Annotated in this window: 26 protein-coding genes; 24 read left to right on the top strand and 2 right to left on the bottom strand. The window is 36.8% G+C overall.

From position 1 onward, the window contains the following. Positions 1 to 117: 117 nt before the first annotated feature. The 14 genes from mtnK to DWZ33_RS06385 all read left to right on the top strand — a co-directional run bounded on the left by mtnK (position 118) and on the right by DWZ33_RS06385 (position 12,832). Positions 118 to 1,320: an S-methyl-5-thioribose kinase gene (mtnK, locus tag DWZ33_RS06450; RefSeq protein ID WP_118454232.1), complete on the top strand. Its 1,203-nt coding sequence runs from the start codon at positions 118 to 120 to the stop codon at positions 1,318 to 1,320. Positions 1,321 to 1,329: 9 nt separating this feature from the next. After that, a complete protein-coding gene (locus DWZ33_RS06445) occupies positions 1,330 to 2,382 on the top strand; it encodes an S-methyl-5-thioribose-1-phosphate isomerase (RefSeq protein WP_118454231.1) in 1,053 nt (350 codons plus the stop codon). A gap of 10 nt (positions 2,383 to 2,392) precedes the next feature. Further along, positions 2,393 to 3,061, top strand: coding sequence for a class II aldolase/adducin family protein (locus tag DWZ33_RS06440; protein WP_118454230.1), 669 nt, complete (start codon positions 2,393 to 2,395; stop codon positions 3,059 to 3,061). A 199-nt stretch (positions 3,062 to 3,260) separates the two neighbouring features. Continuing rightward, a complete protein-coding gene (locus DWZ33_RS06435) occupies positions 3,261 to 4,130 on the top strand; it encodes a ketose-bisphosphate aldolase (RefSeq protein ID WP_244925858.1) in 870 nt (289 codons plus the stop codon). Positions 4,131 to 4,140: 10 nt separating this feature from the next. Next, positions 4,141 to 4,947, top strand: coding sequence for a transketolase (locus tag DWZ33_RS06430; RefSeq protein ID WP_118454228.1), 807 nt, complete (start codon positions 4,141 to 4,143; stop codon positions 4,945 to 4,947). After that, positions 4,944 to 5,891 (top strand): transketolase family protein, encoded by a 948-nt coding sequence (locus DWZ33_RS06425; protein WP_118454227.1) that lies wholly within the window; start codon positions 4,944 to 4,946, stop codon positions 5,889 to 5,891. Before DWZ33_RS06430 ends, DWZ33_RS06425 begins: the two co-directional genes overlap by 4 nt. A 109-nt stretch (positions 5,892 to 6,000) precedes the next feature. Next, entirely contained in the window at positions 6,001 to 8,700 is a 2,700-nt protein-coding gene (locus DWZ33_RS06420; RefSeq protein ID WP_118454226.1) for a PRD domain-containing protein, read from the top strand. Between the two features lie 14 nt (positions 8,701 to 8,714). Next, positions 8,715 to 9,137 carry a PTS sugar transporter subunit IIA gene (locus DWZ33_RS06415; RefSeq protein ID WP_118454225.1) on the top strand — a complete coding sequence of 141 codons (423 nt, stop codon included), beginning with the start codon at positions 8,715 to 8,717 and terminating at the stop codon, positions 9,135 to 9,137. A 17-nt stretch (positions 9,138 to 9,154) separates the two neighbouring features. Next, the gene (locus DWZ33_RS06410) at positions 9,155 to 9,619 is read left to right on the top strand and encodes a PTS sugar transporter subunit IIB (protein ID WP_118454224.1); all 465 of its coding nucleotides are present in this window, start codon (positions 9,155 to 9,157) and stop codon (positions 9,617 to 9,619) included. Positions 9,620 to 9,634: 15 nt separating this feature from the next. After that, positions 9,635 to 10,390: a PTS mannose/fructose/sorbose/N-acetylgalactosamine transporter subunit IIC gene (locus DWZ33_RS06405; protein WP_118454223.1), complete on the top strand. Its 756-nt coding sequence runs from the start codon at positions 9,635 to 9,637 to the stop codon at positions 10,388 to 10,390. Beyond that, the gene (locus tag DWZ33_RS06400) at positions 10,380 to 11,198 is read left to right on the top strand and encodes a PTS system mannose/fructose/sorbose family transporter subunit IID (protein ID WP_373128177.1); all 819 of its coding nucleotides are present in this window, start codon (positions 10,380 to 10,382) and stop codon (positions 11,196 to 11,198) included. The genes DWZ33_RS06405 and DWZ33_RS06400 overlap by 11 nt, the downstream gene beginning before the upstream one ends. Position 11,199: 1 nt before the next feature. After that, entirely contained in the window at positions 11,200 to 11,844 is a 645-nt protein-coding gene (locus tag DWZ33_RS06395; RefSeq protein WP_118454221.1) for an RpiB/LacA/LacB family sugar-phosphate isomerase, read from the top strand. A gap of 167 nt (positions 11,845 to 12,011) precedes the next feature. After that, positions 12,012 to 12,377: a hypothetical protein gene (locus tag DWZ33_RS06390; protein ID WP_118454220.1), complete on the top strand. Its 366-nt coding sequence runs from the start codon at positions 12,012 to 12,014 to the stop codon at positions 12,375 to 12,377. Positions 12,378 to 12,475: 98 nt separating this feature from the next. Next, complete coding sequence (locus DWZ33_RS06385) at positions 12,476 to 12,832, top strand: hypothetical protein (protein ID WP_147352874.1); 357 nt, start codon at positions 12,476 to 12,478, stop codon at positions 12,830 to 12,832. On the opposite strand, the gene DWZ33_RS06380 is transcribed toward DWZ33_RS06385, so the two are convergent. Together DWZ33_RS06380 and DWZ33_RS06375 are read right to left on the bottom strand one after the other, a co-directional pair. Then, entirely contained in the window at positions 12,833 to 13,381 is a 549-nt protein-coding gene (locus DWZ33_RS06380; RefSeq protein WP_118454218.1) for a chromate transporter, read from the bottom strand. 2 nt (positions 13,382 to 13,383) lie between these two features. Beyond that, positions 13,384 to 13,941: a chromate transporter gene (locus DWZ33_RS06375; protein WP_118454217.1), complete on the bottom strand. Its 558-nt coding sequence runs from the start codon at positions 13,939 to 13,941 to the stop codon at positions 13,384 to 13,386. A 95-nt stretch (positions 13,942 to 14,036) separates the two neighbouring features. Between DWZ33_RS06375 and DWZ33_RS06370 the strand changes: the two genes are divergently transcribed. From DWZ33_RS06370 to DWZ33_RS06325, 10 genes are all read left to right on the top strand, one after another. After that, positions 14,037 to 14,915, top strand: coding sequence for a LysR family transcriptional regulator (locus DWZ33_RS06370; RefSeq protein WP_182425554.1), 879 nt, complete (start codon positions 14,037 to 14,039; stop codon positions 14,913 to 14,915). Between the two features lie 244 nt (positions 14,916 to 15,159). Further along, positions 15,160 to 16,035 carry an NAD(P)H-dependent oxidoreductase gene (locus DWZ33_RS06365; RefSeq protein ID WP_022937249.1) on the top strand — a complete coding sequence of 292 codons (876 nt, stop codon included), beginning with the start codon at positions 15,160 to 15,162 and terminating at the stop codon, positions 16,033 to 16,035. A 134-nt stretch (positions 16,036 to 16,169) separates the two neighbouring features. Continuing rightward, the gene (locus DWZ33_RS06360) at positions 16,170 to 16,646 is read left to right on the top strand and encodes a hypothetical protein (protein WP_118454215.1); all 477 of its coding nucleotides are present in this window, start codon (positions 16,170 to 16,172) and stop codon (positions 16,644 to 16,646) included. A gap of 75 nt (positions 16,647 to 16,721) precedes the next feature. Further along, positions 16,722 to 18,527 (top strand): DNA helicase RecQ, encoded by a 1,806-nt coding sequence (gene recQ / locus DWZ33_RS06355; protein WP_118454214.1) that lies wholly within the window; start codon positions 16,722 to 16,724, stop codon positions 18,525 to 18,527. A gap of 33 nt (positions 18,528 to 18,560) precedes the next feature. Beyond that, positions 18,561 to 18,866: a PTS sugar transporter subunit IIB gene (locus DWZ33_RS06350; RefSeq protein ID WP_118454213.1), complete on the top strand. Its 306-nt coding sequence runs from the start codon at positions 18,561 to 18,563 to the stop codon at positions 18,864 to 18,866. A gap of 80 nt (positions 18,867 to 18,946) precedes the next feature. Continuing rightward, complete coding sequence (locus tag DWZ33_RS06345; protein ID WP_118454212.1) at positions 18,947 to 19,789, top strand: MerR family transcriptional regulator; 843 nt, start codon at positions 18,947 to 18,949, stop codon at positions 19,787 to 19,789. A gap of 284 nt (positions 19,790 to 20,073) precedes the next feature. Continuing rightward, complete coding sequence (gpmA, locus tag DWZ33_RS06340) at positions 20,074 to 20,841, top strand: 2,3-diphosphoglycerate-dependent phosphoglycerate mutase (RefSeq protein WP_118454211.1); 768 nt, start codon at positions 20,074 to 20,076, stop codon at positions 20,839 to 20,841. Positions 20,842 to 20,928: 87 nt separating this feature from the next. Beyond that, the gene (locus DWZ33_RS06335) at positions 20,929 to 22,284 is read left to right on the top strand and encodes a family 43 glycosylhydrolase (RefSeq protein WP_182425552.1); all 1,356 of its coding nucleotides are present in this window, start codon (positions 20,929 to 20,931) and stop codon (positions 22,282 to 22,284) included. Between the two features lie 73 nt (positions 22,285 to 22,357). Next, on the top strand, positions 22,358 to 22,921 hold the full coding sequence (locus tag DWZ33_RS06330) for a TetR/AcrR family transcriptional regulator (protein WP_118454209.1): 564 nt from the start codon (positions 22,358 to 22,360) through the stop codon (positions 22,919 to 22,921). A 65-nt stretch (positions 22,922 to 22,986) separates the two neighbouring features. Next, positions 22,987 to 23,646 carry a hypothetical protein gene (locus DWZ33_RS06325; protein ID WP_022937242.1) on the top strand — a complete coding sequence of 220 codons (660 nt, stop codon included), beginning with the start codon at positions 22,987 to 22,989 and terminating at the stop codon, positions 23,644 to 23,646. Positions 23,647 to 23,691: the final 45 nt, after the last annotated feature.

Genomic DNA, 23,691 nt, shown 5'->3' with positions numbered 1-23,691 from the left:
AAATGTATCAAGTTTATATAAAATAATTATAAAACAGTCAATTAATATTGACAAAACAACATAAAAACCTACAATGAAGATAAAGAGTTTCAATTTTATCACATGTGAGGAGATAATATGAATAAATTTAATAAGCATCATTTAATGGATGTAAAAGAGGTTTGCGAATATGTGAAAATCAAATATAAACTATTTAAGCCTGAGGAAGAATTATTTTGTGAAGAAATTGGTGATGGTAATATTAATTATATTTTTAAAGTAACTTCTATGCAAAGCGGAAAATCTGTTGTCATCAAACAAGCTGACAAATTTCTGCGTTCCAGCGGCCGGCCGCTGGACTTGAATCGTAATCGAATTGAAGCAGAAGTCTTGCAGCTTCAGCGTAAATATGCAAAACCTTTTGTTCCTGAGGTTTATTCTTATGATGATGTTATGTGTGCGATGGTGATGGAGGATATTTCTGCTTATCATAATCTGAGAGATGAGCTGTTCAATGGTGAAATTTATCAGCATTTCCCATTACAAATTGCTCAGTTCCTGGCAGCCTGTCTGCTAAATACATCTGATTTAGTGATGCCAAGGGATGAAAAAAAGTATTTGATGCAGAAATATGTAAATGTTGAACTTTGCGATATTTCTGAGGATTTGGTATTTACTGAACCGTATAATAATTATCGGCACCGCAATGTAGTGCCTTCCGCTATGCAGGAATTTGTCGAACATAATTTATATCAAAACGAATTATTAATCGGTGAGGCGGCCAAACTTAGAGATCGTTTTATGAATGTATCGCAGGCATTGATTCATGGGGATCTGCATACAGGTTCAATTTTTGTGAATCAGGCTGGTTTAAAGGTTATCGATCCAGAATTTGCTTTTTATGGGCCGATGGGATACGACATCGGTAATGTTATTGGTAATTTAGTTTTTCCTTTAGTTGTCAGAAAAAAATGCAATGAACAATCAAATAATTTCATAGAGTGGCTGGTGTTATGTATCAGTCAAGTATATGATTTAGTGAAAGCCGAACTGTCGTCGCGGTATGATAAACTAGTTACGCTTGATTTATACCATAATGAAAAATTTAAGCGAGATAAAATGAATGAGATTATGGCAGATAGTATTGGTTATGCTGGAACGGAAATAATTCGTCGAAGTATTGGAGACACAAAAGTGCGGGAGTTATATACAATCAAAAATACAGATCAATTAGTAGACGTAGAAAAAACTTTGATTATTATTGGCAGTAACTTGATTATGAATCGTTTCAAGATTCAAGATGGCAAGGCATTAATTGAAAATATTATGAGTCAATTATAAGGAGCAAGTATGCAAAGAGAAGATTATAATTTAGCCTTTTTATTAAGGTATGAAAATGTAGCGTGGTATGAGAATGGTAAAGTTAGAATCTTGGATCGCCGTGTTTATCCGTATAAGATAGAATTTGTAGAATGCACGAATTATATGCAGGTTTCAGAGGCAATTCGAGATATGGTAACCCAGAGTGCAGGGCCCTATACTGCTGTCGGTATGGGAATGGCCTTGGCAGCTTATGAGGCTAGGCATTTAAAGCGTGAAGATAAGCTTGCTTTTTTGAATGAAGCAGCAGATAAGCTGGCTCATTCACGCCCGACTACGGCTAACCGTTACGGACAAATTACAATGAAATGTGTGGAAAAGGCAGAAGAAGCTTTATCGTTGGGGCTTGATCCGGTGCAATGTATTTTTGAACAAACTATTGAATCATTGAATCGCCGTTACCATACGATGGAAAAAGCAGCCAGATATTTAGTCGAACAAATACCGGAAAATGGTGTTGTATTAACACAGTGCTTTGGTGAGACAATTATTGGTATGATGTGCCGAATAGCAAATGAACAGCATAAAAGTATCCGCTTCTACCATGCAGAAACAAGACCATACCTGCAGGGAGCCCGTCTGACGGCCAGCGTCTGTCATGAAATGGGATTTGATAGTACCGTTATCAGCGATAATATGACAGCCTATGTACTCGAGAAGAAAGATGTGGATTTATTTACATCGGCAGCAGATACGATTGCTATGGATGGTCATATTGCCAATAAAATCGGTACTTTCCAAATAGCAATTTTATGCAAATATTTTGGTATACCTTATTTTGTAACTGGTATTCCTGACATTGATAAATCATCAGTAAAGGATATAATGATTGAAGAGCGTGATGCTGAAATGGTTCTTTCTATGAATGGACTTAAACATACAATGGAAGGCGTTAAAGGCTTATATCCATCTTTCGATATTACACCTCCTCACTTGATTTCCGGCATTATAACTGATAAAGGGATATTTTCCCCTTATGATTTACATTCATATACCAAAACAGCTGTAGAAGCTTTTTATTAAGGAGAAAATTATGTTGATGAATGAAGAAAGAAAACAGATTGTTGAATATGGCCGAAAACTCTTTCAGTCAGGTTTATGCAAAGGAACTGCGGGTAATATTAGCGTCTTTGATCGTGAATCAGGTTTGATGGCAATATCCCCTTCAGGGATTGATTATATGGATATTAAAGTTGATGACATTGTCATTATGAATACCTCCGGCAAAGTTGTAGATGGTAACTGCAAGCCTTCCAGCGAATACAATATGCATCTGGCAGTATATGATACAAGCGACGCAGCTGCCGTTGTCCATGCTCACTCGATGTATTGTACAACATTTGCATGTATGAACCAACCAATTAAGGCCATCCATTATGGGATTGCCTCAGCTCATACGCATCTGATTCCAGTAGTGCCTTATGCGACTTATGGCAGCCTGGAATTAGCTGAAATGGTAAAAGCTAGTATGAAGGATTACACCGGCTTGGCTTTGCTGCTTGCAAATCACGGTATTATCACATGGGGTAATAGTCTTGCTCAAGCATATAATGTTTGTGAGAATGCTGAATTGTGCGCGGAAATTATGTGGCGCTGTCAATGTGCCGGTCAGGCTGTTATCCTAAGTGAGAGTGAAATCAATAAAGTGATTAATAAATTTGAAAACTACGGTCAAGCTGCCGCTGAAAAAAAAGGCTATTAATTCGAGCACTATCGATATTATTGGATATTCCAAAATATCGGCGGTGCTTTTTTTGTGTTTTAAAAGTGTTCAAAAATTAGTTTCCAGTGTCGAAAACGATATTATTTTGATAATTTTAACGATAAATATTGTGAAAATTTCCAACGGTGCAGGATTCAATCAATTAAATTATAGAATAGAGGTAACAAAGGAGGAATGAATGATGTTAATGAATATGAATGAACTTCTGAAGGTTGCCAAAGAAAACCATTTTGCGGTAGGTGCTTTCAATGTCTGTGATTCAGTTCTGTTGAAAACAGTGATTGAAACAGCTGAAGCGAATAACGCACCAGTTATCGTTGAATTAGCGCCGCCTGAAGTGGATTTTGTTGGTGATGAGTTTTTCCAACTTGCAACAGAACGACTGAGAAATGCAAAAGTTCCAGCAGTGCTGCATCTTGACCATGGAAAAACTGTTGAGGATTGTGTAAGGGCTATTCGCAATGGTTTTACAAGCGTGATGATTGACGGCTCTGAATTAAGTTATGAAGAAAATATTGCGCTTACTCAGCAGGTTGTTGAAATAGCACATGCCGTTAATGTGAGCGTAGAAGCAGAGATTGGAACAATTGGCGCTATGTCTGACTCCGTTGAAGGCGGGGTGGAAAACATTACCTATACTAAACCTGAAGAAGTAGAAGATTTCTCGCAAAGAACAGGACTTGATTCACTTGCGATAGCTATTGGCACTGCCCATGGTATTTATCCAACTGGTTTTGTACCTGAATTAAAGCTGGAAGTCTTGGATGCGATTCATCAGCTGACGCCGGATTTACCTTTAGTATTGCATGGCGGCAGTTCGAATAAGGATGAAGAAATTCATCAAGCTTGTCTTCGCGGCATCAATAAGGTGAATATTGCGAGTGATTATCGAAAAGCTTTCTTTTCTCAGTTGGAAAAAACATTGAATGAAAAGCATCTGTTTTGGACAGCCGATGCTGTTGATGAAGCTATGAAGGAAGCAAAGAAAGTAATTACTCACAAAATGCAGCTGTTTGACTGTATCGGCAAAGCTGATTTGTATAAATAGGAGGGATAGCTTGGTAACCAAAGATATAAGTGAAATGTGTAATAAAATCAGAAGTTTGACCAGCCAAATGTTTATCGAAGAAGGTATGGGGCATGCCGGCGGCGTCTATTCAATTATCGAATGTATAAGTGTTTTATTTGCGAAATATATCAAAGATGATCCAAAGGATTGGTTTGTTTTATCTAAAGGTCATGCCGGACCGGCTTATTATGCAGCCTTATGTGTAAAAGGTAAAATAAGTGAAGAAGCGCTTATGACATCAAATAAAAATGGCACACTGCTTCCGTCCCATCCAGATCGAAATAAAACACCTGGTGTTGACTGCACAACTGGCTCGTTAGGTCAAGGAATCAGTCAAGCGGTTGGTTTGGCACATGGATTAAAGCTGCAAAAAAAGGCCGGTCATGTTTACTGCATCATCGGCGATGGTGAATGTAATGAAGGAGAAGTGTTTGAAGCTTTTCAATATACAGTTAATAAAAAGCTGGATAACTTGACGATTATTATTGATGATAATAAAAAACAAGTAGATGGTTATACCAAAGAAGTAAGCTTTAATTTTCATTTTGACGAAATTATGCCATCTTTAGGCTTTTACACAATAACAATTAATGGAAATTCACTTGATGAATGTGATTCTGCGATTCAATTATGTTTAAATAGTAATAGACCTAATTGCATAGTTATGAATACCATCAAGGGACATGGTGTACCAGAAATAGAACAGATGAGTAATTGTCATCATATCCATGTCGATAAAACATTAAGTGATATTTTGAAAAAGAATATTGAACTATGGGAAGCAGGTGAAGAATGATGATGAAAGAAATGAGAGCTCAGCTAAGTGAAACCTTAGATGAATTAATGAGCAAAGATGATAAGCTCATTGTATGTGACGCTGATTTGGCCTGTTCATCAGGTTTAAAACCATTATTCGAAAAATATCCGGAAAGAAGTTCGAATTTTGGTATTTCTGAGGCAAATATGACTGCAGCCTGTGCCGGCTTTTCTCAAACAGGACTCAAACCTATTATGCATTCATTTTGCCCATTTGTAACCCGGCGGGTTATGGATCAGTTATATGTATCAATTGGTTTTGCACAGAATAACCTGTTTGTTTATGCCTCAGATCCAGGCTATTGGTCACAGTATAACGGTGCTACTCATACATCTTTCGAAGATATTGCAATCACCAGAAGTATACCTAATCTTACCGTTTTTGCGCCTAGTGATGCTCGATGTGTCGATTGGATATTAAGAGAATATGCCAGTCATCCTCGCTTTATTTATGCTCGTATTCCACGGACTAAGAATCCAGTCCTTTATGATGAAGGTACACAATTTGAATATGGAAAAGGTAAAATTTATAAGCAAGGCAAAGATATTGCTATTATATGCTGTGGCCCTGAAATTAACGATGCTATCGAAGCGGCAAAACGAATTGAAGAACAATGTGATAAGACTGTATCAATTATCGATCTGCTGTTTCTAAAACCCCTTGATACTGATTTGATCAAGCGGGTAATCAATACTCATAAAATTGTTATCAGCGTCGAAAATCACAATCGTTTTGGCGGCATAGGCGAAGCCATCGGCGCTTTGATCAGTGAAACACAGCTTCCGCAAAAACCTCTGTTTAAGATTATAGCTGTCAATGACCGTTATAGTGAGGTAGGCAGTGTGGATTATCTGAAATCACAGCTTCATATTGGGAAAGAAGCAATCTATGATGCTTGCATGGAACTTGTCAGCCAGCTGTAAATAGTGTTGAAATAATCCTAATTGTTGTCTAAAAGATGGGTTTACTGTTAAAGATTATGTCAATAAAGGTTTTCTTAAATTAAGATGTAATATAGAAATAGGAGTTCATATGAGTACAACAAAAAATGAAATTTTGAGTTATGTCGAAGAACTGACACAAAGCCTTGATTTTCATAATATGGATTGTTTTACATCAAATTCAATTTGCGAAGAAATGTCCATATCTAGAAGTTTGGCAAGTCAGTATCTGAATGATTTGAATCGTGAAGGCATTCTGGTCAAGATAACTTCAAGACCTGTTTATTTTCTTGATCGGCGTACCCTGGAAGATAAATTCCATGTCAGTCTTACTGAGGATTATTTTTTAGGTTTAGATGATTTGATTGAAACGATACAGGAGGAATCGGAAATTAAACGTAATTATCAAAAATTGGTTGGCTACGATACATTTTTAAAACAACCGATCAATCAAATCAAAGCAGCATTAAAATTTCCAGGGATTGGCTTACCGGTTATCCTGCATGGTAATGCTGGAGTAGGAAAAACCAGACTGATAAGAGAAATGTTTATCTATGGTGCTGATAACGGTTTATTTTCAAAAGATGCGAAGCTTTTGGAGATTAAAGTAGCTAAGGATACAGATGTACTGAGTCAGCTGGTCGGTACAGAATCTGCCAAAGGATATCTTGAAAAAGTGAACGGCGGCATAGTCTTTATTCGTAATTGTCAGAATATGTCGTTAGAAAATCAGCAGCAGTTAAGCAGGATAGTCGAAAAAGGCTTCTATTTTGATGCTAAGACATGTGTGAAAAACGAAGTGAAATGCCATATTTTTATATCAGTGGATGGCAATTACAAAACGCTGATTGATGGTGATCTTGCTCAATGCTTTCCCGTAGTCTGTGAACTTCCGGATTTTCATCTTTTAGATTATGAAGAAAGAGAATTATTTGTAATTCAGATCTTGCAGGATAAAGCGTTAAAGCTGAGGAAGAAAATATTTCTTTCTAAAAATGCGCTGCAGGCTTTGATTAATCAGAAATATAACCGAAATATTGATGATTTAAACAATATTTTAACTGATCTATGCGCTCTTTTGAATGCCCGTTCTGATGAAGACAGGCTGATTATTGACGCTACTGAATTACCGCTTAATTATGTAAGGCTGAATGATTTAGAGAATAATTGCTTGCCTAAGGGTGAGGAATTGAATTTGATCGATGTATCAGCTTATACACCGTGTAATAAAAATCATCGGATTCTTGATATTCTGTCGAGTTTATTGATCCAATTTTCAAATAAGCAGCTTCATGGTGATTTTCCAACTCTGCAGAATAAACAGCTTTTTCTAGATTTAGCCTCTTGTTTTAATTCATGTCTGAAAGTTGACAGTCTAACTGAAATTGAAACATTGTCAACTAATGTTCAGAGGGTAATTACTAATTTGGTTAAATCATATGGATATACAATGCCGTATGTTTCTTATAACATGATTGCCTATTTTTTGATTAACAGTAAAGATAAATCAGATATGTATGTTGAGTGGGAAGGTAAAAATAGATATAAAATTGAAACTCTTATAAGCTATTACCAAATGAATTATCCTGCCGCTCATCTGCTAACAGAGAAAATCATTAAACTGCTGGAAGTTACTTTAGACTTCCGCGGAGACGATGTGCTTCGTTCAATCTTGCTGTTAAATTTAAATATGTATAACAATTTTGATAATGCCTCACCGTTTCTGTGCTTTATTGTTGCCCATGGTGATTCAACGGCATCTTCAATGGCGAATGCAGTAAATACATTATTAGGATCAAGCATTTTTGAAGCACTAGATCTATCATTAAACTATTCAACGCTTGAATTGATGGATGAAATAAAGAACATTGTCCTGCAATACATGATTAAAACAGATATTTTGATTCTGGTTGACATGGGTTCATTGGAAGGTATTAATGATTCTCTAAAAGATATTCCTAATAAGAATATAGGATTGATTAATAATGTTTCAACAAAGTTGGCATTAGATATTGGATATATGGTGAAAGAAGGTTTATCCATCGAAAAAATTCTGAAAACATCAGTTGAACATTCTAAAAGCAGTTATACATTATATAAAAACATGTCTAAAAAGAATCTGATTATATTTGTATCAGATAATGGAATCAGCATGGCTAATCGAATGAAGCAGCTGTTTGTTAATAGTCTGCCTAAAAACATCATGCTGGAAATTGAATCATTTACAGTTGATAACGTTATGAGTGAAGACTTTATGAGTAATATTGAAAATGAATACAATTTATTATTTATTTCTGGAATGACAAATAAAGTGACAAGTGAAAAGTATATTTCATTAGAGAATATTTTGAATACAAAAAATCTAGATTATCTTTTGAGCGGACTGAGTCAGTACTTCAGCAATGATGAGACACAAACATTGCTAGATAACTTGCTGCATAATTTTTCGTTAGAAAATATTATAGCAAATTTAAGTATTCTTGATGGCAGAATATTGTTTAAGTATGTGGAAAATGCTGTGAATGACCTGCAGTGTGAATTAAATGTTAAATTCAGCAGGAATAATCTAGTTGGTTTGTATATCCATTTATGTTGTATGGTTGAACGACTTGTTACAAAGGAACCAATCACCAATAAAGAGGATCTTGATGAATTTATCGTAAAGCACAAGGATTTTATTGATATAGCCAGAAAAAGTATGAAGAAAACTTGCGATCATTATGGCATCCAAATTGAAATCGCGGAAATAGCGTATCTCTTTGATTTTGTCAGGGAAGATATCGTGAAGTAGAAAGGAAGTTATTAGTGCAAAGAACGAGAATTATTTTAGCCACACATGGATATTTTGCTGAGGGAATCTTATCATCAGCAAAAATTATTGTTGGTGAAATACAAAATGTTGAAACATTGTGCTGCTATGTAGAAGAGGGCGAGGACTACGAGCAAAGAATTAAAAGTTTATTAGAATCTCATGATTATTCAGAAAGCAGCTTGATTGTTGTTACTGATTTATTAGGCGGCAGTATCAATAATATGTTTATGAATTATATTAATGATTTTCAATTCTACTTGGTAAGTGGTTTGAATTTGGCTCTTCTATTGGAATTAATAATGCAGACAGAGGAAGTAAACAAAGAACGTATTCGTGCAGTGATTAAGAGCTGTGCTAAGGGAATGTCTTTGTGTAATGATATTGAACAGAATTCTAATGTTGATGATGATTTTTAAAGAGGAGGATTTCATTAATGATTAAGATTTTAAGAGTGGATCATCGCCTGCTGCATGGTCAAGTTGCGTTTTCTTGGACCGGTTATTTAGGAGCTAATTGTATTTTAATTGCAAGTGACACAGCAGTTTTAGATGATCTTAGAAAAACAACGCTAAAGCTGGCAAAGCCGCAATCATGCAAGCTGATTATTAAATCAGTTGAAGAATCAATTGAGGCGCTGAACCAGGGGAAAGCAGATAAATATGAATTATTTGTAGTTGTTGAAAATATTCAGGATGCATATCGATTAGGTAAAGCAGTTGATCGAATTAAGAATATTAATATTGGTAATGTGAAACCACATGATGGATCACATGTATGTAAATTGAATCATAGTGTGAATCTGACGGACAGAGAAGAGGAAATGCTTCGCGAGCTGAAGTCAGAGGGCAAAGAAATTGATTTTAGAAGTGTTCCAAGTGATGGAGCAAGAAAATTATAAAAAAGGAGAAAAAATATGATACAATCAGTACTCATTGCATTGATTGCTTTTCTGGTGTATATGGGAGATACTCTCGGTTATTCACAGTATGACAGACCTATATGTACAGGTCTTCTTGTTGGCATTGTGTTAGGTGATGTTACTCAGGGATTGATTATTGGTGCTAGTTTAGAGTTGGCTTTTATTGGTACTGTATCGATTGGGGCTGCTCTGCCGCCGGATATTTATACCGGTGGAATCTTGGGAACAGCTTTTGCAATCACAACTGGCAGCGGAGTTGAAAGTGCGCTGGCGCTAATGCTGCCAATTGCAACATTTGCATTAATTATTAAGCAGTTTATTTATTCTGTGATTCGTGAATCATTTAATGGCGTAGCTGATGCTTATGCTGAAAAAGGTGATGATAAGGGTGTAGCAAGAATGCATGTGATTTCAACCTTGACCTACCCGATTATGATGTCAGTCTTAGTTGGTTTTTGCTTTTATCTGGGAGGCCCGGCGGTTGAAGCATTGCTGAATCAGATTCCGGCATGGGTATCTAAGGGATTCTCGGCAGCATCAGCAATGTTGCCGGCACTTGGTTTCGCGATGCTTGTTAAAATGACGGTTACAAAAGACTTAGTACCTTATTTCTTTGCTGGTTTCCTGATTGCGACTTATTTAAAGATTCCGGTTATTGGTATTGCGGCAATTGCACTGGTAATAGCTTATTTGGTAACGAACAATCATGGCACACAGTTGGTTGAAGGAGGTAGTGACGATGACTTCTAATACAGTGATTACAGAGAAAAAGATAACGAGAAAAGAGCTAAAGCAAGTGTTTGTTCGCTCTATTGCGTATAATTCTTCTTTCAATTATGCACGGCAATTAAACTTAGGCTGGGCATGGTCAATGATGCCGGTTCTGCGAAAGCTGTATGGCGATGATAAAGAAGCGATGTCTGAGGCTTTGAAACGGCATTTAGTATTTAATAATATTACACCGTTTATTTGTACCTTGCTGATGTCTATAACAGCGGCATTAGAAGAGAAAAATGCGACTGTCGATGGCTTTAATGCTGAATCTATTAATGAAGTTAAAGTAGGTTTGATGGGGCCGTTGTCAGCTATTGGTGATTCTATTTTCTTTGGTTGTATACGTGTAATTGGTTCTTCAATAGGCGCATCACTTGCACTCCAAGGTAATATTTTGGGACCTATTCTCTATTTGTTGATTTTCAATATTCCGAATTTTGCGGCTCGTTATTGGCTAGTGTTTAAAGGTTATGAGTTAGGGTCGAGTTTTTTGACAAGTGTCCAGGAGAGCGGTATCTTAGATCGTATCTTCAAAGGTGCCGGTATTCTTGGTTTAATGGTTATTGGCGCGATGGTTGCAACAAACGTAAGTGTTCCTCTGGCAATTATGTTTGATGAAAGTACAAGCCTAGTTGCTACTTTAGATACAATCATGCCTAACTTACTGCCTTTATTATTTACTGGTTTTGTATATTGGCTGCTGAAGAAAGAAATGAAGCCGATTTCGATTATTGCTTTAATGATCGTATTTGGATTAGCCGGCGCATTTATTGGGATCTTCTAATATGAGAATAGCGGTAATAAATGAAGATTCGCAGGCAGATAAACATGAACTAATTTGTTCAACTTTAGCTGATGTGGTGAGCCAATACGGCCATGATGTGATTAGTTTAGGAATGGTAAACGAGAAAGATCAGCATGAAATCAATTTCACTGAGATTGGTGTTTTGGCTTCAGTATTAATTGAGTGCGGTATTGCTGATTTTGTAGTAACAGGCTGTGGTACTGGTCAAGGAGCAATGATGTCGTGCAATTCTTTTCCAAACTTGTACTGCGGATATGTAAATCAACCTTTAGATGCATACTTGTTTGCGCAGGTAAATGCTGGTAATTGTATCTCAATGCCATTTGCACAATATTTTGGCTGGGGTGCTGAGATTAATCTGCGATATGTATTTGAACGGTTATTTGAACGTGAATTTGGGCAGGGTTATCCCGATATTTATGCAAAAGGTGAAGCAAGAAGCCGAGCCAACTTCATGAATAATATAAAAGGTAAAATAAGTAAATCAACCATTGCTGCACTTAAAGGCTTGGATCAAGAGTATTTAAAATCCATTCTTGATTATACAGAATTTAAAGAAAACTATAAGAAATTCAGCAGTGATTGTGAATTGAGTGCGTATATTAAGGAATTGTTGAAGTTGTAATACAGGTGAATGAAAAAGGGTTGAGAAAAGATCTCAGCCTTTTTGTTTGCGCTTACTGATTCTCGGAATAGATTGTTTTATGTTATGACTAATGTTGATTTACGTGGGAAGGTACTTTATAGTATTATTATAAGAAAATAGGATGTTTATTATGAGGGGAAAACATAATGAAAAAAATTTTAGATAATTATTATGAGAATTGTACTTGTTTAGGTTTACTAAGAAAAACTGGCATCATCTATAAATATAACATTGCGTTTTCTTTCTTGCTGGCAGTTCCGTTGTGTGCTTTAGTGTATTTGTTTTTTTATTATTTAATTGGTGGATTACCTGAGATTATTGTAGTTGTTATGTATATTATAATTAGTATGTTTTTTGTATGTCTTTCTCTTCATTCGGTAACAAAAAAATGGAGAGATATATACAAAAACATTTGGATTGAAAGAGTCAAAGATGAAGAAAAAAAGGTAATATTAAACAGTAAATGTTTATTTAGAATTAATAATAAAAAAGTGCATATCACATACTTTTAAATTTGATTATCAAATATAATGAATCTAAATTTGTAACTGAATTTAATATTTATAATATAGAAATGATAGATTTCCTCATTCAGTACAATGATGAAGTTATGAAAAAAAATAAACATATAATAGATAAAAGTAAAATCAAGGATATATATAAAACTGTAGGTTTAATTGTTTTAGGAATAGTTATTTCTAAAACGCTTGATTTTAATGTCTTCAACTATGAAAATTTATTATCATCTGCGAATTTGATTTCATTTATAATATATTTATTCATTTGTTTAATTGTTTTTATTGTTTGTGTATATATTTTATTGTTATTAGAATCAGTTTTTGATTATTTAATAAAATTTATATACTCTGGTGAATTTTTAAGTTTGCAAAAATGTGATCAGTTTAATGCATTCCTTTTGAATAAGAAATTTGAATTAATACAAAAATCTGAATCAGAAAATGTATGATTATATAATTACATTTATCATCCCACACAGAATCATAATCACAATCGGATTCAGCTTGGTCTTTCTCACTAGAATAAGCGCAGTCATGCAGATAATCACTGAGCTCATATTAAGCGCCGATAATTTTATATTCTCAGAACCAAAAAAAGCCAATGCGAGAATAATCGCTGCCGCCGATGCAATTAGACCCAGTGAGGCTGATTTCAGCCCCTTCAGCATCTCTTTAAAATACGCTGAGTAAGAATATTTACTGAATAGCTTATAGAGTCCCACCGTTATCACAACACCCATTAAAATACATCCAACCGTAGCCAGCAATGCCCCAGCTAGTCCGCCGACTCGCATACCAACAAAGGTAGAGGTATTAACGGCTAAAGGCCCTGGTGTCATCTGTGATATAGTGATGATATCTGTAAATTCCTGATAAGTGATCCACTGTCTTAAAATGACAACCTGATCTCTTATTGCTGGAATGATCGCATAACCACCGCCGATACTGAATAGACCTATCTTAAAAAAATCAAAGAATAATTGAAATAAAAGATTCATTATCAAGCCCTCACTTTAAAGAATTGGTATTTAAAAATACACACAAACAGCGTGCCAAGTATGATTATGGCAACATTTACATGAAAAATATAATTAAGAATAAACGCAGCTGGCACCATGCAAGTATAAAACAGCTGCTTTTCTTTGATGATTAAAGCATACATATCAATAATTAAATCGACGATCAAAGCAGCTACACCAGCTTCCATTCCTTTTAAAACCGCCGATATGATGCGATTATCCCGAATCAACGAATATACCGCTGAAACAACAGACAAAATTACTAGCGGCGGTAAAATGGCCGCAAAGCAGCTAATCAACAACCCCTGCCAGCCAGCTACCCGATATCCGGCTAATGCGCTCATATTAATCGCGATTGCCCCAGGTGAAGACTGTGCAATAGCCGCAATATCCATTAATTCCTCTTCATCAAATAACTGCTTTTCTTCTACATAATATTTCTTAATCATTGGAATCACTACATAACCGCCGCCAAAAGTGAACGCACTGATAAATAGATTAATGCCAAACAACCAACAATAAGTTTTAACTTTATTCATAAACAACACCTCATTGCTACTATAACATTCGACTTATGATAAATAAAATGCTATTATTTTATCATATCTATTACTAAATAGTTATGGAGGCGTTTATGAACTTAAGACAGCTAAGAATATTTGTTGAGGTATGCAAACACAAAAGTTTTACCGCAGCATCAAAAGCTTTATATATGACCCAGCCTGCTATTTCACATGTTATACATGATTTGGAAAATGAAGTAGGTACCGCGTTGTTTGAACGAACACCTAAAAATATCATATTAACTTCCGCGGGTTCATTGCTGATGGAAAAAGCAAAACATCTTCTCTCAGTTTTTGATGACTTAGAAAAAGATATTGCGAAATTTGATGAATTATCACCACTGCGCATCGGCTCTTGTATAACGGTTGCACATCTTTTTCTTATTGATCTCATTGACAGCATGAAAAAAGAATTTCCGGATATTATGCTGCCGGTCACAATCGCAAGCGCCTCTGCAATATTAGAGAAACTAGAAAATAATGAAATTGACATAGCATTTATTGAAGGTGCCTTTCCACAGGAGAAATTCAATTCAATTCCCTTATCTTCTTACCAAATCATACCGGTTTGTGCCCCTGCCTATATCGCGTCTGCTGCAATTACGATTGAAGAGCTTATTTCCAAACCGCTTCTGCTGAGAGAAAAGGGCAGTGCCATTCGCGATGTTTTTGACAGCACATTGCTGCTTCACAATATAGAAATACAGCCGCTCTGGACTAGTGTTAATTCCAATGTCCTAATGAAAGCAGCGATGCAGGGAATGGGTATTGCCCTGCTTCCTGAAAACATTATTGCTGAAAAAGTAAAGCAAGGAGCATTAAAAAAACTGATAGTAAAAGATCTTGAATTAAGGAATGTAAATTATTTAATTTTCAATAAATATAAACAGCTAACTAAGCCCATGCAGTCGTTAATTTTAAAAGCAGAGGCATTATGCGGCAATAATTAAAGCCCTAAATATATGTTTTTCTTTGATCTTATACACTTTAATATAGAAGTATGTATCATATCAACGAAATGCGTTTGACAAACAAATAACTTTTGTTATAATTATTGATAGCGAAGTCTTTTAGGTTTTATTTATAATACTCCAAACAGATAATTCAAAGTTTGAGCTTATGCTTTTGCTCGTAAAACACTAAAGCATGAGCTTATGCTTTTGCTCTTTAAACTCGAAGCATTTGGAGGGAAATATGAAGAAGTTAGCTTTAAGTTTGCTGGCTGTTTTAATGCTGGCAGGGTGCACATCAGCTCCTAAACAGGATGAACCAAAAGTTGAGGATCAGCCAAAAGAAGAAGAAAAAAATGATAAACCAGTTGTTGATTCATTCACGGGTCCTACGCAGGATGCTGTAACATCTGCATCTATTGTTCCAGAGGAATATGTTAAGACGGTAACGCCTTCTGGATTTACTGACAGTGATAAAGAGAAAGCCTTAGTTATTATTGGTGACCCAAGACATAATAGTGTTTTATGGGATTTAGCTAATACTACTATGAGTTATTTAGAAGAAAAAGGTATGGAAGTTGAAAAACGTGACTTGTATACAATGAATTTTAATCCAGTGCTGAGTGCTGCGGATTTCTATTATGCTAAAGATGGACAAGGTGAACCTTCTGAGAAAATTAAAGCAGAACAGGATTTAGTATCTCAGGCAGATCATATCATCTTTATTTATCCTAACTGGCATGATTCAGAGATTGCCATTGTAAAGGGTTATAAAGAGGAAGTATTCGCTAAGAAGTTTGCTTACCAGGATGGTGCTGCTGGTCTTGAAGGCTTATTAACAGGCAAGACGATGTATACAATCATGAACTGCGGTTATCTTGGCGGCGGCCGTGGCTGGATCGGCGATGGCGTTGGTATCGAAGATGAAAAATGGGATCGTTATATGAAAGCATTTGAAGTATTTGATGATGATACAGCTGCATTCTGGGGAGTAGAGAATGTAGGCCGTTTCATGAATGACAGAACACCATCAAATAGTTCAGAAAATTATGAATCAGAATTAACTGAATTAGAGAATGCGCTGAAGGCAAATTTAGATAAAGTTTATTTCAGTAAATAAATGATACGATAAGAGATATGCAGCTTGGTATGCATATCTTTTTATTTGTTGATTGTGATGATTTTGTAAGATAATTCTTATAAAAAATGAGCTATTATATGATATATGGTAAAAGAAAGGGTGGGTTTTATATTATGAAAGCATTTGAATTATTACTGGATATATTAAAAGGAGCAAAACGTGAAAATGTTGTAGATATTATGTTGTACATTATTCTATGGGCTTGTTTGATTCTAGAAATTATATTGATTATATTTATAGAAAACAGAGAATTATTTTTGTTTATGGAATTGTTAAAATTACTGCTATTAATCGCCAGTATGGTAATTCCGTCTTATTTTTTTGATATACTTATTATGTCGGCTTATTGTGCATATAAGAATTATGATGCTAGCCATTTGCGTTATTTATTAGTTCTTCCTCTGGTGATAATGATTGTGATGAATTTTATTTATATTTTTATTTTTATGTTATGTGGAATTCCTTTTTCATTTCAGATAAAATATATGGTTGGTGTTTTGCTTCTTATCGTATTGTCTTATTTGAATTTAAAAATAGACGGCAAAAAATATGCAATTAAATTAAACGAAGAATGTAGTGATAATAAATAGTATATTTTACTAACCATTCTTTCTGATAAATAAGTTATAATATTCTTACTTGTTTGGTGAAAGGACGGTACCGCAATGAATAAAAACGAAGTCCTAAAAAATATCTTCGGCTATGATGAATTCCGCGAAGGTCAAGCTCAGCTTGTTGATGCTTTGCTGGCAGGCAGAGACGCGTTTGGTATCATGCCTACTGGCGCTGGTAAATCAATCTGCTATCAGGTACCGGCTTTGATGTTTCCCGGTATTACACTCGTTATATCGCCGCTCATTTCGTTAATGAAAGACCAAGTAGCAGCTTTGAATCAAGCGGGTGTCCGGGCTGCCTTCCTCAACAGCTCACTCACTTTCAGACAATATTTAAAGGCCATTGACAATGCCCGCAGCGGTATGTACAAAATCATATATGTAGCCCCTGAGCGGCTTGCCACGGATAACTTCATGGATTTTGCCTTATGCTCCGATATATCCTTTGTAAGCATCGATGAGGCACACTGCATTTCTCATTGGGGTCAGGATTTCCGCCCAAGCTATACTGCCATTGCTGACTTTATCGACCGTCTGCCTAAACGCCCGGTTATTGGTGCTTTTACTGCCACGGCAACAGAAAAGGTACAAGAGGACGTCATCGCCCAGCTCAGACTTAAAGATCCGCTGCTGATCAAAACGGGCTTCGACCGCAAAAATTTACGTTTCTTAGTCAAGACCCCTAAAGATAAATATAAAGAACTGCGTTCCTATCTAAGAGATCATGCTGACGAAAGCGGTGTTATCTACTGCATTACCCGCAAAGCGGTTGAAGAAGTCTGTGATAAATTGAATCAGGATGGTTTTTCAGCAACCCGATATCATGCTGGCTTGCCGGATGAAGAACGCCGTCAGAATCAAGAAGATTTTATTTATGACAATAAAAAAATCATTGTAGCAACGAATGCGTTTGGCATGGGAATCGATAAATCCAATGTCCGTTTTGTTGTTCATTACAATATGCCTAAGGATATTGAAAGCTATTATCAGGAAGCCGGCAGGGCAGGCAGAGATGGAATGCCGGCGGAATGTCTATTGCTGTACAGCGGCCGTGATGTGATTACTAACCAATTTCTCATTGAGCAAAATCGTGACAATGAACTGCTGGATGCCGATGAAGCTCAAGCTCTGATAGAAAAAGATAAAGCCAGATTAAAACAAATGACTTTCTACTCAACCACAAAGGATTGCCTGCGCGGTTTCATTCTCGCTTATTTTGGTGAAAGCCATCCTCAATACTGCGGCAATTGTTCAAACTGTTTAACTAATTTTGAAGAAATCAGCATTCTTAAGGAAGCAAGAATTATCATTCACTGCATCCTATCTGCTGATCAGCGCTATGGGAAAACCACCATTGTTAAGATATTAAACGGCAGTAAAGATGCCAGCATGCAGCGCTATGCAGCTGCCCAAAATGAATATTATGCGGCTTTAAAGCATTGCTCAGTGCAGCGCATTAACATTATGGTTCAGGAATTGATCTTACAGGGTTATTTGCAGATAACCTCAGGTGATTATCCGCTGCTGCAGACAACAGAGAAAGCTTATCAGCTTTTTGATGAGAATTGTCAGCTGACAATGAAACTGCCAAAAGAAGCAGAAATCAAAACAGTACGCAGAGAACCTGTCAATAGCAAGCTTTATGATCAGCTTAAGGCTTTGCGGATGAAATTCGCAAAGAAAAATCACATTCCGCCTTATCTGGTGTTTTCAGATAAGACCTTGCAGGAAATGTGTCAGCGTCTGCCTTCCACAAAAGAGGAACTGCTCGATATCAGCGGTGTAGGTATGGTAAAATACAATCAATATGGGGAGTCATTCATCAAGGTTATCGCATCATTCAAATCCCATGAATAATATTTAAAATCATAAGCAATAGGGGGAATTTATATGAAAAGAATAATTTTAATCTGTTCAGGCGGTATGTCAACGAGCTTTTTAGTATCGAAAATGCACGCTGCGGCAGCGGCTGAGGCTTTTGAATGCGAAATTGAAGCCTATGGCATGGCTGCGGCTGATGCAGTTATTCCGGCGGCTGATGTTGTTTTGCTAGGCCCGCAGATCCGCTATTACCAAGAGAAACTACTGAGACGCTTTCCTAATAAGCCGATTGCTGCTATTGATATGCATGATTATGGCTGTATGAATGGGCAAGCTGTACTCAAACAAGCTAAAACATTAATGAAGCTTAAGTAAAGCTTTAATAATTAATATATTCAAAAATATTAAAAAAGCAGCAAACACTTCTTGACTCTCCGGTTAAGGGAGGGAATATGATGAAAACACAAGGAAGGAGAACGATGAACATGTTTAAAATTGGTGAGTTTTCCACACTCAGTAAAACAACAATCAAGACGCTGCGTTATTATGATGAGATTGGTTTGCTGAAGCCGGCGTATATTGATGAAGCGACAGGCTATCGTTATTACGAAACGGCACAGTTATTCAAGCTGCATCAAATTCAATCACTGCGTCAGTCAGATGTTTCTATTGAAGACATACGGCAGATTATGAGCGGCGAAAATATAGAAATGATTTTAGAAAAGCATCGCCTGCGGCTTCAAAAGGAAATCGATGATAAAGCCGAGCAGCTCTCCCGACTTGAATTTATCCTAACTGGGAAAGAGGAGGAAAGCTTTATGAATTATGCAGTAATACTAAAAGAATTGCCTGAGTGTATCGTATATACAAAACAGCTGAATGTGCCTAGCTATAATGCCTATTTTGAATTAATTCCCGCTATCGGCGCTCAGATGCAGCAGCAATATCCGGATCTTAAATGCCGGGTGCCGGAATATTGCTTCGTTATTTCTTTAGACGGAGAATATAAGGAAAGTAATTTCCGAGTTGAATTTTGCGAAGCTGTTGAAACGATGAAACCGGATTTTGATGATATCCATTTCAAAAAGATGGCATCAGTGCTTGCCGCTTCTATTATGCATAAAGGTGACTATGCCGGCTTATCAAAGGCTTATGCAACACTGATACAATGGATTGAAGAGAATGATTATGAACCAATTCAGATGCCGCGTGAGAATTATATTGACGGAATCTGGAACAAAGACAGCTCTGAAGACTGGCTGACAGAAATTCAGATCCCAATCAGAAAGAAAAAGTAACATTTTTATAAACTAAACAAAAGCTGTATCATATGGCCATTATAAACCATAGAATACAGCTTTTATTATGTTTGACTTTATTATTAGCATTAGATGCTTAAAGACAAAAACAATTAAACAGCAAGCTGATTCACTGATTTTGATTATAAGTATTGCTATGGCTGACTGTCATCACAGAATAATTCATCAAAGTTTCAATTCACTTTAGTTGCCTTTTCCCTACTTCAGGCATATACTGATAATATAAGTTAGATAAAGTTAACTTAATAAGGAGATGACATTTGATGAATTATCAACTGGTACTTGTAAGACATGGTGAAAGTGTCTGGAATAAAGCTAATTTATTCACTGGCTGGAGTGATGTAGAATTAAGTGAGGCAGGTATGTCGGAAGCAAGCGAAGCAGGTCGGCTGCTTAAGGAAAACGGCTTTGACTTCGATGTTTGCTACACTTCCTATTTGAAAAGAGCGATTCATACACTGAATCTGATTCTTGATGAAATGGATCGTTCATGGCTGCCGGTCAACAAAAGCTGGCGGCTGAATGAGCGTCATTATGGTGCGCTTCAAGGTCTGAATAAAGCAGAGACAGCGGCAAAATATGGTGAGGAACAAGTTAAAATATGGCGGCGTTCTTATGATATACTGCCGCCGGCGCTGGCCAGCGATGATGAACGTCAGCCATCTAAGCAGCCAATGTACCGCGGTATTGATATTCAAGACCTGCCATCATCAGAAAGTCTCAAAACAACTATTGAACGGGTAGTTCCATATTTTGAAAATTGTATCAAACCAGCGATGCTTGAAGGGAAGCGGGTGCTGATCACCGCTCATGGCAATTCACTGCGTTCATTAGTTAAATATTTTGACGGCATCGCTGATGATGATATCGTCGATGTAAACATTCCCACCGGAATTCCACTGGTTTATGAATTTGATGAAAACTTCAATGCGATAAAACATTACTATCTCGGCGATCAAAAAGCAATAATTGCGAAAATGGCGGCAACGGCGGCACAAGGACAAATAAAATTAGAACTCATTCATGCATAATAAGTAAATTTCTGATTTAGCCTCATTATCTGGGGCTTTTCATATGCTTCTAATTATCATACAATAAGGATGAAAGAAGGTTTTCTTATGACATACTTAAATCCTCTGCTGCCCTTAAATGAATATATCCCTGATGGTGAACCGCATGTATTTGACGGCCGTGTTTACCTGTATGGTTCGCATGATCAGGCGGCAGGCATCAAATACTGTCCACTTGATTATACTGTCTATTCAGCTTCTGTAGACCATTTAGATGAATGGCGCTGTGAAGGTGTTATTTATCATAAAAGTCAAGATCCCCGCAATGCGGATGGTTCACATGAATTATATGCGCCTGATTGTGTGCGCGGCAGTGACGGCCGTTATTATCTCTATTATGTTTTAGAAGGCATTGATGCGATTGGCGTTGCGGTTTGTGATACACCAGCGGGTCATTATGAATATTATGGTGAAGTTAAGTTGCCAGAACACTGTCATGAAAAGCCAATTGCCTTTGATCCAGCAATCCTGCAAGATGGCGAACGTTACTATTTAGCTTATGGTTTTTCATTTAACGGTACATTGCCGACAATGAATCTTACGCCGGAAAATACCAAAGGCGGCTATGTTGCGGAACTGGCAGCGGATATGCTGACGATGAAACATGAACCGCGGCTGGTGATTCCCGGTTATGCCTTAGGCAAAGGGTCCAGTTTTGAGGGTCATGAATTTCTTGAGGCAGCCAGCCTGAGAAAATTTAATAACCGTTACTATTTTATCTATTCCTCACAGGCTCAGCATGAGCTTTGTTACGCGGTTAGCAGCTATCCGGACAGGAATTTTACTTATCAAGGTATTTTAATTTCCAATGCCGGCAAGCTAGAGGATAAGGCATTGTATAAAAATAATTATGCCAATAATCATGGTTCAATTGTTAAAATCAATGAGAAATATGCCATTTTCTATCATCGTCACACCTATGGCCGTCAATATTCCCGTCAGGCATGCGCGGAAATCATTCACATGAATGATCAGGGATTGTTTGAACCGGCCCAGGTAACATCACAGGGATTGAGTGAACAGCCGCTGAGCATTCATCGCCTATTGCCCGCGGCCGCCGCATGCTTTGTTTATGATGGCTTACAAGGCGAGTTCATTCCTTTTGGGGCAGACAGCATGGATAAGGCACGTATTGAAGGATCAAGCATTGTAAATATAACGGAAAGCAATATCTGTTTCCGTTATTTTGAAGCTATACCTGATCAGATAACTTTAAATTTACTGACAGATGGATCAGAGTGCGGAACGGTAGAAGTGATGATTAATGAGCGTTTAATGGCGGTGCTTAATATTAAGGGTGAACCAACCATAAGCTGTTCATTAAAACCTGAAGAAGTTAAGGCAGAGCTATGGCTTAACTTTCATTGTCCGCGGCCGATTCAATTAGAATCAATTATTTTCTAAATATTTACATAAAATGGATTGACAGTTAGGTGAAATAAGAGTAAAATGAACATTGTTCAAGTTGAGGTAAAACATGAATAAAACAGTGACATCCAGAGCGGAATTATTAGCCGCTGCCAAGCATATTGTATATCAGGAAGGTTTAGATCAGCTGAATATCCGCCGTCTTGCCAAAGAATGCGGAATTGCCTTAGGCTCAGTCTATAACTATTTTCCTTCTAAATCAGATTTAATATTCGGTGTCATTGAGGATTTTTGGACGCATATGTTTCATGATGATTTATATGTCATGAGCCAGCCGATGAGCTTTCCGGAATTTTTTGCGGAGGTTTATCAGAAGCTGAGTATCAGCCTTAATGAATTTGAAGCCAGTCTGCTTAAACAGCTATCCTTATTAAGCAGCGCCGATAAAGCCAAAGGCCGTGATATTGAGGGGAAGTATTGGCAGCATATGCAGGAAGGATTTGTTCATTGTTTAGACCAGGATGATCAAATTGACGCATCCATATGGCATGAACCTTTTACCAAAGAAAGTTTTTCACAATTCGTTTTCATGAATATGATGACGATGCTGAGAAGTGGTATTACCGACTGCAGTTTTTTTCAGGAAGTTTTAAAACGTTTGCTTTATAAATAAGATCTGCATCAGGCAGATTTCATTTTAAGTCAAAATGAACATTGTTCAATTTAAGGAGGAGCACTATGCAAGCAATTTTTGAATCAATATTTGATATTCTCTATCTGATTACCGTTATTACCCTAGGTATTACAATGATCAGAAAATCCAATGGCAACGCGCAGTTTAAATTATTTGGGATTATGGCTGTTGTATTAGGCTGCGGTGATGCCTTTCACTTAGTTCCAAGAGTCTATGCAATGTGGACAACGGGTATGGAGGCTAATGCCGCGCCGCTAGGCTTTGGTCAGTTTATCACCTCAATTACGATGACTGTTTTCTATTGTATCTTATACAATGTCTATGTGAAGCGCTATGATATTAAGAATGATGCAAAGATGAAGGCAGTGATCTATGGCTTGGCTATCATCCGTGTTATTCTATGCTTCATGCCGCAAAATGACTGGCTGAGTCCTGATGCGCCTTTACTTTGGGGTGTGTTGAGAAATATTCCATTCGCGTTGTTAGGTCTGATTATTATTGTATTATTCTATAAGCAGGCAAAGCTGCACAATGATCAGCAATTTAAATATATGTGGCTGGCTATCGTATTAAGCTTTGGCTTCTATATTCCGGTTGTGCTTTTTGCGAAGACATATCCGTTGGCAGGTATGCTGATGATCCCGAAGACATGTGCCTATGTCTGGATCGTATGGATGGGATACAGTGAATTAAAGAAATCATAAGCCGTTCCGCGGCTTTTTTTCATATTTTTTTGATAATGTTCCATG

This window comes from Dielma fastidiosa, assembly GCF_003475485.1.
Taxonomy (GTDB): domain Bacteria; phylum Bacillota_I; class Bacilli_A; order Erysipelotrichales; family Erysipelotrichaceae; genus Dielma; species Dielma fastidiosa.
Note: the sequence above shows the minus strand (reverse complement) of the source record. Positions and strands in the feature narration are given on the sequence as shown.

Excerpts from the sequence above, each read along its gene's own strand:
- mtnK (WP_118454232.1), top strand. The coding sequence starts at position 118 with ATGAATAAATTTAATAAGCATCATTTAATGGATGTAAAAGAGGTTTGC.
- DWZ33_RS06350 (WP_118454213.1), top strand. The coding sequence starts at position 18,561 with ATGAAAAGAATAATTTTAATCTGTTCAGGCGGTATGTCAACGAGCTTT.
- DWZ33_RS06445 (WP_118454231.1), top strand. The coding sequence starts at position 1,330 with ATGCAAAGAGAAGATTATAATTTAGCCTTTTTATTAAGGTATGAAAAT.
- DWZ33_RS06365 (WP_022937249.1), top strand. The coding sequence starts at position 15,160 with ATGAAGAAGTTAGCTTTAAGTTTGCTGGCTGTTTTAATGCTGGCAGGG.
- recQ (WP_118454214.1), top strand. The coding sequence starts at position 16,722 with ATGAATAAAAACGAAGTCCTAAAAAATATCTTCGGCTATGATGAATTC.
- DWZ33_RS06380 (WP_118454218.1), bottom strand. The coding sequence starts at position 13,381 with ATGAATCTTTTATTTCAATTATTCTTTGATTTTTTTAAGATAGGTCTA.
- DWZ33_RS06330 (WP_118454209.1), top strand. The coding sequence starts at position 22,358 with ATGAATAAAACAGTGACATCCAGAGCGGAATTATTAGCCGCTGCCAAG.
- DWZ33_RS06390 (WP_118454220.1), top strand. The coding sequence starts at position 12,012 with ATGAAAAAAATTTTAGATAATTATTATGAGAATTGTACTTGTTTAGGT.
- DWZ33_RS06405 (WP_118454223.1), top strand. The coding sequence starts at position 9,635 with ATGATACAATCAGTACTCATTGCATTGATTGCTTTTCTGGTGTATATG.
- DWZ33_RS06335 (WP_182425552.1), top strand. The coding sequence starts at position 20,929 with ATGACATACTTAAATCCTCTGCTGCCCTTAAATGAATATATCCCTGAT.
- DWZ33_RS06420 (WP_118454226.1), top strand. The coding sequence starts at position 6,001 with ATGAGTACAACAAAAAATGAAATTTTGAGTTATGTCGAAGAACTGACA.
- DWZ33_RS06360 (WP_118454215.1), top strand. The coding sequence starts at position 16,170 with ATGAAAGCATTTGAATTATTACTGGATATATTAAAAGGAGCAAAACGT.
- DWZ33_RS06325 (WP_022937242.1), top strand. The coding sequence starts at position 22,987 with ATGCAAGCAATTTTTGAATCAATATTTGATATTCTCTATCTGATTACC.
- DWZ33_RS06435 (WP_244925858.1), top strand. The coding sequence starts at position 3,261 with ATGATGTTAATGAATATGAATGAACTTCTGAAGGTTGCCAAAGAAAAC.
- DWZ33_RS06395 (WP_118454221.1), top strand. The coding sequence starts at position 11,200 with ATGAGAATAGCGGTAATAAATGAAGATTCGCAGGCAGATAAACATGAA.
- gpmA (WP_118454211.1), top strand. The coding sequence starts at position 20,074 with ATGAATTATCAACTGGTACTTGTAAGACATGGTGAAAGTGTCTGGAAT.
- DWZ33_RS06370 (WP_182425554.1), top strand. The coding sequence starts at position 14,037 with ATGAACTTAAGACAGCTAAGAATATTTGTTGAGGTATGCAAACACAAA.
- DWZ33_RS06385 (WP_147352874.1), top strand. The coding sequence starts at position 12,476 with ATGAAAAAAAATAAACATATAATAGATAAAAGTAAAATCAAGGATATA.
- DWZ33_RS06410 (WP_118454224.1), top strand. The coding sequence starts at position 9,155 with ATGATTAAGATTTTAAGAGTGGATCATCGCCTGCTGCATGGTCAAGTT.
- DWZ33_RS06375 (WP_118454217.1), bottom strand. The coding sequence starts at position 13,941 with ATGAATAAAGTTAAAACTTATTGTTGGTTGTTTGGCATTAATCTATTT.
- DWZ33_RS06345 (WP_118454212.1), top strand. The coding sequence starts at position 18,947 with ATGAAAACACAAGGAAGGAGAACGATGAACATGTTTAAAATTGGTGAG.
- DWZ33_RS06425 (WP_118454227.1), top strand. The coding sequence starts at position 4,944 with ATGATGATGAAAGAAATGAGAGCTCAGCTAAGTGAAACCTTAGATGAA.
- DWZ33_RS06440 (WP_118454230.1), top strand. The coding sequence starts at position 2,393 with ATGTTGATGAATGAAGAAAGAAAACAGATTGTTGAATATGGCCGAAAA.
- DWZ33_RS06400 (WP_373128177.1), top strand. The coding sequence starts at position 10,380 with ATGACTTCTAATACAGTGATTACAGAGAAAAAGATAACGAGAAAAGAG.